This window comes from Hymenobacter segetis, assembly GCF_038448715.1.
Taxonomy (GTDB): Bacteria; Bacteroidota; Bacteroidia; order Cytophagales; family Hymenobacteraceae; genus Hymenobacter; species Hymenobacter segetis.
Genome location: NZ_JBCEVZ010000003.1, coordinates 154,293 through 162,359, shown reverse-complemented (window position 1 = coordinate 162,359; position 8,067 = coordinate 154,293). Strand labels below are relative to the sequence as shown.

9 protein-coding genes are annotated in these 8,067 nt (G+C 60.6%); 6 read left to right on the top strand and 3 right to left on the bottom strand.

Features of this window, described 5'->3' with window-relative positions; all coding sequences use genetic code 11:
- A partial coding sequence (locus AAFH49_RS02755) for a YfiT family bacillithiol transferase (protein ID WP_342295836.1) occupies nt 1-485 on the top strand: 485 nt, incomplete at its 5' end.
- 73 nt (nt 486-558) lie between these two features.
- Here the strand turns inward: AAFH49_RS02755 and AAFH49_RS02750 are convergent.
- Nucleotides 559-1,374: an ABC transporter ATP-binding protein gene (locus tag AAFH49_RS02750; RefSeq protein WP_342295834.1), complete on the bottom strand. Its 816-nt coding sequence runs from the start codon at nt 1,372-1,374 to the stop codon at nt 559-561.
- Nucleotides 1,375-1,451: 77 nt separating this feature from the next.
- A complete protein-coding gene (locus tag AAFH49_RS02745) occupies nt 1,452-2,183 on the bottom strand; it encodes an MlaE family ABC transporter permease (RefSeq protein ID WP_168674183.1) in 732 nt (243 codons plus the stop codon).
- Nucleotides 2,184-2,273: 90 nt separating this feature from the next.
- Between AAFH49_RS02745 and AAFH49_RS02740 the strand changes: the two genes are divergently transcribed.
- Complete coding sequence (locus tag AAFH49_RS02740) at nt 2,274-3,005, top strand: SDR family oxidoreductase (protein WP_342295831.1); 732 nt, start codon at nt 2,274-2,276, stop codon at nt 3,003-3,005.
- Between the two features lie 14 nt (nt 3,006-3,019).
- Here the strand turns inward: AAFH49_RS02740 and AAFH49_RS02735 are convergent, their stop codons facing one another.
- Nucleotides 3,020-3,724: a GIN domain-containing protein gene (locus tag AAFH49_RS02735; protein ID WP_342295830.1), complete on the bottom strand. Its 705-nt coding sequence runs from the start codon at nt 3,722-3,724 to the stop codon at nt 3,020-3,022.
- 120 nt (nt 3,725-3,844) lie between these two features.
- Here AAFH49_RS02735 and AAFH49_RS02730 point away from each other — a divergent pair, with 120 nt between their 5' ends.
- From AAFH49_RS02730 to gldG, 4 genes are all read left to right on the top strand, one after another.
- The gene (locus tag AAFH49_RS02730; RefSeq protein WP_342295829.1) at nt 3,845-4,537 is read left to right on the top strand and encodes an SDR family oxidoreductase; all 693 of its coding nucleotides are present in this window, start codon (nt 3,845-3,847) and stop codon (nt 4,535-4,537) included.
- A gap of 1 nt (nt 4,538) precedes the next feature.
- Entirely contained in the window at nt 4,539-5,447 is a 909-nt protein-coding gene (gene gldA, locus AAFH49_RS02725) for a gliding motility-associated ABC transporter ATP-binding subunit GldA (RefSeq protein ID WP_342295828.1), read from the top strand.
- Between the two features lie 150 nt (nt 5,448-5,597).
- Nucleotides 5,598-6,323: a gliding motility-associated ABC transporter permease subunit GldF gene (gene gldF, locus AAFH49_RS02720; RefSeq protein ID WP_342295827.1), complete on the top strand. Its 726-nt coding sequence runs from the start codon at nt 5,598-5,600 to the stop codon at nt 6,321-6,323.
- Nucleotides 6,323-8,059, top strand: coding sequence for a gliding motility-associated ABC transporter substrate-binding protein GldG (gene gldG / locus AAFH49_RS02715; RefSeq protein WP_342295825.1), 1,737 nt, complete (start codon nt 6,323-6,325; stop codon nt 8,057-8,059). The genes gldF and gldG overlap by 1 nt, the downstream gene beginning before the upstream one ends.
- Nucleotides 8,060-8,067 lie beyond the last annotated feature (8 nt).

The following is an 8,067-nucleotide window of genomic DNA, read 5'->3' as shown; positions in this document are numbered from 1 at the left end:
CCACCAGCCCCCTCGCCCCTGCCGAACGCACGGCGTTTATTCAGCAGTTGGCCGAGCTGCCGGCTCAGCTCACGGCCATGGCCCGCCAGGTGGGCGGCGAGGGCCTGCAACGCCCCTACCGTCCTGGCGGCTGGACCGGCCGCCAGGTAATCCACCACGTCGCCGATTCGCACATCAACAGCTACGTCCGCTTCCGCCTGGCCCTGACGGAGGACAACCCCACCATCTGCCCCTACGACGAGCAGGCCTGGGCCGAACTGCCCGATGTGGCTGCCACGCCCATAACGGTGTCGCTGACGCTGCTGGAGGCGCTGCATTCGCGCTGGGTGACGCTGCTGCACCACCTCACCGAGGAGCAGTGGCAGCGCACGTTCTACCACCCCGGCAACCAGCGCAAGTCGACCCTCGACCAAGCCCTGGCGCTGTATGCCTGGCACGGACTGCACCATTTGGGCCACTTGAAACTACTGCTGCCAACAGAATAACCCGTGCTTTACGCTATGCAAAAAGCCCCGTCTCTTAGCAGAGACGGGGCTTTTTTTGTGAAATATGACGGGATTAGATACCGCCGCCAGATTCGCTTTCCTCAGCGAAAGCGGCCATGCCGCCTTCGGTTTCTTCATCGACGCGCTTGGCGGCGCGCACGAGGCTGCTGCTGAAGATGAAGTCGCGCAGCTCGGGGACTTTGGCGTTCAGAATTTCGTCCTTGGTGCCGTCCCAGAGTTTTTTGCCTTGGTGCAGGAAGATGATGTGCTCGCCAATCTCAATCACCGAGTTCATATCATGGGTCACGATGACGGTGGTGATGTTGTATTCGTGAGTGATTTCGTGAATCAGGTTGTCGATTTTGATGCTGGTAGCGGGGTCGAGGCCGGAGTTGGGCTCGTCGCAAAATAGGTAGGTACACTGCGGCGCAATGGCGCGGGCAATGCCCACGCGCTTCTTCATGCCGCCCGAAATTTCGGCAGGCATCTTGTTGCCGGCATTTTCCAGGCCCACGCGCTTGAGGCAGAATTCGACCCGGTCGCGCCGCTCTTCGGGCGACATTTCGGGCGTCAGCATCTGCAGCGGAAACTCCACGTTCTGGGCCACCGTCATGGAGTCGAACAAGGCCGAGCCCTGAAACAGCATCCCGATTTTGCGGCGGATTTCCTGGCGGATATCGATTTTGCTATTGGTGTACACCGTGCCATCAAAGGTGATGGAGCCGATGTCGGGCTTCATCAGACCCACAATACATTGCAGGAGCACACTTTTGCCGGTGCCTGAGCCGCCGAGCAGCAGGTTGCATTTGCCAGTTTCGAACACACACGAAATGCCTTTCAGAACGGGCGTGCCGTCGAAGGATTTTTCGATATTAGATACTTCAATCATGGTAGTTATCAGTTGTTCGTTGTCAGTTTGATGGTGTCCGCCTGTCGTTTATCAATAACAAGCAGCTGACAACAAAATCACAGCAGCAGGGCCGCCAGGGCGAAGTCGGCAATGAGAATGGCGATGATGGAATTGGTCACGGCACCGGTGCTGGCTGCCCCTACTTCGAGGGCACCGCCGGTGGTGTAGTAGCCTTTAAAGGCCGAAATACCCGATACTAGGAAGGCAAATACCACGGCCTTGATGAGGGCGAAGACGATGTTGTAAGGAATGAAATCGGTGCGGATGCCTTCGATGTAGTCCTGGGCCGTCATGACGCCGGTGAGGGTGCCGGCCAGGTAGCCGCCCAGAATGGACAACAGCATTGCTAGAATTACCAGCAGCGGGAACATGAGCAGCGCCGCCAGAATTCGCGGCAGCACCAAGTAAGACGTGGAATTGATGCCCATTACTTCCAGTGCCGACACCTGCTCAGTGATGCGCATGGTGCCCAGGCCGCCGGCAATGCTGGACCCCACTTTGCCCGCCAGCACGATGCTGGTGATGGTGGGGGCCAGCTCCAGAATGGTCATTTCGCGCACCATGTAGCCGATGGTGGACTGCGGAATGAGCGGATTGGTCAGGTTATAGGCAATCTGGACGCAGGTAACGGCCCCGATGAAGGCCGACACGATGGACACGATGACAATGGAATCGACCCCGATGAGGATGGCTTCGTCGATGGTGCGGTTCCAGAGGACGCTGAACCGCTCCGTGCGCGTGACCATGCCCCGCAGGAAAAGGACAAACGAGCCGAAAGTTTTAAGCATGAGAGTTTGTTGAAGAATAAAAACCGAAGTTTGGGCGCGGCGGTTGCTGCAAGCAGAACTTTGGGGGCTTCGCCACCTTACGTAAAACAGATGAACAGAGCCCAAACGAGCGAAAAATTAATTGTCGTCACCGGCGGCAGCAAAGGTATTGGTCGCGCCGTGGTGGCGCGCTTTCTGCAGGCCGGCTATCCGGTGGCCACCTGCGCCCGCTCAGCTGCCGACCTGGCCGCGCTTACAACCGAGTTGCGGGCCGAAGTTCCCGGGGCCGTGCTGCACACCCTGCCCGCCGACCTTAGCCAGCAGGGCGACTGCGCCCGTTTCACGGCTTTTGTGCTGGGCCTGGGGCTACCCGTTGAGGTATTAGTGAACAACGCCGGGGCCTTCATCCCCGGCCGCTTGCAGGATGAGCCCGCCGACGGCTCCCAGCTGCGCCAGATGCTGGCCGTTAATTTATTGAGTGCTTATGACGTGACGCTGCCGCTGCTGCCAGGCCTGATTGCGCAGGGCCACGGGCACATTTTCACGGTTTGCTCTACGGCCAGCATCACGGCTTACCCGAATGGCGGCTCCTACGGCATTTCCAAGCACGCACTGCTGGGCTTCACCAAAAACCTACGCGAGGAGCTGAAAGCCAGCGGCGTGCGCGTTACGGCCGTGTTACCTGGCCCTACCCTCACGGCTAGCTGGGCCGGTGTGGAGCTGCCCAAGGAGCGGTTTGTGCAGGCCGAAGACGTTGCGGAGGCCTTGTTTTCAGCTTTTTCCCTATCCCCCTACGCCGTGGTGGAGGAGCTGCTGATTCGGCCGCAGCTGGGCGATTTATAAGTTGAGCCGTTAGACTACTCGGCTTTCTTGCTGCCGTTGCCGGTTATTTTAATGTCCGTGACCGTTGGGGAACCGCCATAGTACAGCGTGCCGTTGCCGGCTATGGTACCGCCCAGGTTCTCAGAGGCTCGGACATGGGCGTCGCCATCGCTGTCGCGCGTCAGGGTAAAATAGCAACGCTTGGGCGTAATGCCCTGAGCAAAAAGCCGGCCCGAGCCACCCAAGTCGAAACGCAAGCCCTCAGTGGAGCCCCGCACCGTGATATCGCCCAGCTCGTACTGGTCGAGGAACAGCTGGCGGGCCTTTACGTTGAGGTCCATGTCGCCGGCCCCGATGAGGTGAAAAAAGATGGTATCCTGCTCAAACTGGCCCACGGTGCTGGTGTTGCCCTGGCCGCGCAAAAACACGTTGAGGATGCGCGGCACGTGCAGCGTCACTTCGCGGGGCGTGTCGTAGCTGCGGGCCCAGTTGCAGGTGCTGGTGTTGGTAATTTCGAGCGCGTTGCCTTTGCGGGTGAGCACAATGTCGCTGATGAGGTTTTCGCCGGCCCGCACTTCGGCGTAGGTCTGCGAGTCCTGCACGAGGCGCAGGTCCACGTTGTCGAAGGCCGTGACGGTGACCAGGTCGGCATCTACCTCACGGCGCTGGGTGACGATGGTGCCGGTGCTTTTCAGGCAATCGGTGCCGTGGCCGGGGCCGCAGGTAGTCAATCCTGCCATTAAGACCAGGCCTAATCCAAACCGGCCCAGCCCGCGCGGTACCCCAAACCCTCCCAGGCCGCTAACTTGCGGCCGCAAACTCGTATTGCGCATATTCAGCCTTACTTTTCCCAAAGATAAATGGACCTCACCGGTAAAGTTGCCATCGTCACGGGCGCAAGCAAAGGAATTGGCCGCGCCACCGTGGAAGCCCTGCTGGCGCGCGGCGCGGCCGTGGCCGGCTGGGCGCGCTCAGCTCCCGAAGGCCTGGCGCACGACCGGTTCCAGTTTTTTGAGTGCGATGTGCAGGATGAGCATTCCATCACCGAAGCCTTCACCAACACCCAGCGCGAGTTGGGCCCCGAAATCCATGTGCTGGTGAACAACGCCGGCCTAGGCATCATGGGCGAGGTCGATGGCTTCAAGACCGAGGATTGGAAAACGATGTTCGACACCAACGTGCTGGGCACTTTTCTCTGCACCCGCGCCGTGCTACCGCAAATGAAGCGTCAGCACACGGGCCACATCGTGAACGTGGCTTCGCTGGCCGGTACGGCGGGCACGGCCGGCATGTCGGGCTACTGCGCCACCAAATTTGCGGTGCGCGGCTTCTCGGATGCGTTGTTTAAGGAGGTGCGGCCGGATGGCATTCGCGTTACCTGCGTCATGCCCGGCTCAGTCGAAACCAACTTCAACGGCAAAGCGCCCGGTGCCACTCCCGACCCATACAAGATGCAGCCCGAAGACATTGCGGCCGCCATTGTACATGCCATCGAAGCGCCAGACACCACGATGATTTCCGAGATTCAACTGCGCCCGGCGCAGGTCAAATAACATGGTAGAAATCGAGCACCTGACCAAAACCTACGGCACCCAGAATGCCGTGGACAACATCAGCTTCACGGCGGGCAAGGGCGAAATTGTGGGCTTCCTCGGGCCGAATGGCGCGGGCAAAAGCACGACCATGAAAATTGCCACCGGCTACCTCCCCCCCACCGCCGGCACCGTACGCGTGGCTGGCTACGACGTGCTCACCGACAGCCTGGAAGTGCGCCGCCACGTGGGCTACCTGCCCGAGCACAACCCGCTCTACCTGGACATGTACGTCCACGAGTACCTCGAATTCATCGGCTCGGTGCACGGACTGCGCGGCTCTAACTTGCGCAACCGAGTGAGCGAGCTGGTGCGCCGCGTGGGACTGAGCCGCGAGCAGAACAAGCAAATCGGAGCGCTCAGCAAAGGCTACCGGCAGCGCGTGGGCCTGGCCCAAGCCCTCATCCACGACCCCGACGTGCTCATCCTCGACGAGCCCACCACCGGGCTCGACCCCAACCAGATTCTGGAAATTCGCCAACTCATCCGTGAGGTGGGCGAGGATAAAACCGTCATTTTCAGCACCCACATTCTGCCCGAAGTCACGGCGCTGTGCTCGCGCGTGCTTATCATCAGCCGGGGCAAGCTGGTGGCCGACAGCCCGGTGGCCGAGCTGGCTGCCCGCGCCGCCGGCGAAACCGTAGTCCGCGCCGAATTCGAGGGCGCAGTTGATTCCGCCAAGCTAGCCAAGCTGCCCAATGTACGCCATGTCGAGTTAGCGCCCGATGGCGCGGTACTGCTGCGCACCGCGCCGGGCACCGACGTGCGCGCCGCCGTGTCGCGCCTGGCTGGGCAGGAAGGCTGGATTCTGCTGGGGCTGCGGCAGGAGCAGCAGAGTCTGGAGGAAGTGTTTGGGGAACTGACGAAGTAACTATTTTAGTCGCCTGTCATCCTGAGCGTAGTGAAGGACCTAATGATGAGCGAACAGCAAGCAGTAAATCATTTGATTTATTTGACATCAAACTGACAAAGCGGACGCGATAAGGTCCTTCGCTGTGCTCAGGATGACAAACGGCAAAAAATGCTAACAATCCTCCAAAAAGAATTCAACGCCTTCCTGAACTCCCCCGTGGCCTACGTGGTGCTGGGGGTTTTCCTGATTGCGACCGGCCTGTTCGTCTGGGTTTTCCCCGATAGTAGCGTGCTCGACTACGGCTACGCCGACCTGCAAACGCTGTTCAATCTGGCCCCATGGATTTTCCTGTTCCTGATTCCGGCCCTCACCATGCGCACGTTTGCCGAGGAGAAGAAGGCCGGCACCATCGAACTGCTGCTGACGCGGCCATTAACCGACGGGCAGATTATTGGCGGTAAGTACCTGGCCTGCCTGCTGCTGGCGCTGCTGGCGCTGGTGCCCACGCTGCTCTACTACTACTCGGTATACAAACTGGGTAGCCCCGAGGGCAACATCGACTCGGCCGCCACGGTGGGTTCCTACTTGGGGCTGGCGTTGCTGGCAGCCGTGTTCGCCGCCATTGGCATTCTGGCTTCGGCCCTCACGCGCGACCAGATTATTGCGTTTCTGGTGGCCGTGGTGGGCTGCTTTCTGGTGTATTCGGGCTTCGATTCGCTGGCCTCAGTGCTGCAAGGCAGCTCGGCTTATTATGTTAGCCAACTGGGCATTGCAGCCCACTACCGCGACCTGAGCAAGGGCTTGATTGACTCGCGGGACTTGGTTTATTTCTTCAGCGTGGTGGCGGTGGCGTTGCAGGCCACGCGCCTGGCTTTACGGAGTCGTAACTGGTAATGGAAAATACGTTGACAAATTCGCCGATGGCCGCTCCGGTGCCGGCTTCCCGCAAGCAGCGCGACCTGCTACAGTTTGCTGCGGTAGTGGGTTTGCTGCTGCTGTTCAATTTCACGGCCCAGCGCTTCTTTTTCCGGCTCGATTTGACCGAGGAAAAGCGCTACACCATGTCGGACGCGACCAAGAAGCTGCTGCGCGACCTCAAGCAGCCGGTCACCATCACGGTGTACCTCACCGGCGATTTCCCGCCCGCCTTCCGCCGCCTGGAGCAGGGCGTGCGCGAAACCCTGACCGAGTTCCAGGTCTACGGCGGGGCCAATCTGAACTACATTTTCATCGACCCCAGCGCCGGCAGCACCGAAGCCGCCCGCAACGCCTTCTACCAAACCCTCTTCAAAAAAGGCCTGAAACCCACCAACCTCGGGGCCACCGAAAACGGCAAGCGCGTCGAAAAAATCATTTTCCCTTACGCCGTGGTGAGCGTGGGCGGACACGATAAATCAGTGCTCCTGCTACGCGGCAACCAAGCCGCACCAGCCGAGGTGCGCCTCAACCAAAGCATCGAAGGGCTGGAATATGAACTGGCCAGCACCATCCGCACGCTGGTTCCGGCCCTGCGCAAGCGCATAGGTGTAGTGGAAGGCCACGGCGAGCTCGACAACGTGCAGGCCGGCGACATGCTCGGCAGTTGGCAGCAGCAGTACGACGTGCTTCGCGTGACGCTGAGCAAGGTGAAGGACAATGACCTGAGTACGCTCGATGCCATCGTGGTGGCCCAGCCAAAAACGCCCTACTCGGAAGACGACAAGTTCAAGCTCGACCAGTTCATCACCCAGGGCGGCCGGGCCATGTTCTTCGTCGATGCCCTGCGCGTGGACCTCGACAGCGTGGCCCGCAACGGCGTGGCGCTGGCCACGCCCTACAACCTCAACCTCGACGACCTGTTCTTCAAATACGGCCTGCGCCTGAACCAGAACCTGCTCCTCGACCTCAACAGCGGCCAAATTCCGCTCGTGACCGGCATGGACGGCAACAAGCCCAAAATAGAGCCCATGCCCTGGCAGCTCTACCCGCTCATCAACAAGTTCAGCCCCCACCCCATCACCCGCAACCTCGACGCGGTGTACCTGAAATTCACGGGCAGCCTCGATACAGTGAAGGCCACCGGCATCCGCAAAACTCCGTTGATGACCACCTCGCGCTACACCCGCGTGCTGCCCGCCCCGGTGCCCATCAACTTCAACGACGCCCGCCTCGAACCCAACCCCAAGCTCTACCAGAAGGGTTTCCAGCCGGTGGCCTACCTGCTCGAAGGCCAGTTCACCTCGCTCTTCGCCAACCGCGCCCGGCCCGGCACCCTGCAGTTTCAGCCCGAAAAGCCGGCCAATGCCAAGCCCAGCAAAATCCTCGTCCTCTCCGATGGCGACTTCATCCGCTCCGAAGTTGACCCCAAAACCGGCAATCCCTACCGCCTGGGCTTTGACCGCCTCGCCAACACCGAATTCGCCAACCGCGAGCTAGTCCTGAACGCCACCGACTACCTGCTCGACGAAACCGGCCTCATCGCCGTGCGCGGCAAGCAAATCACCCTCCGCCCCCTCGACAAAGTGAAGCTGGCCGAACAGCGCCGCCGCTGGCAGTTGCTGAACCTCGGTGCGCCGCTAGTGCTGCTGGGGGTCTTCGGGGCCGTGCGGGCCTGGCGGCGCAAGCGACGCTATGCGGGGTTTGCCGGGTAGCAACAAAT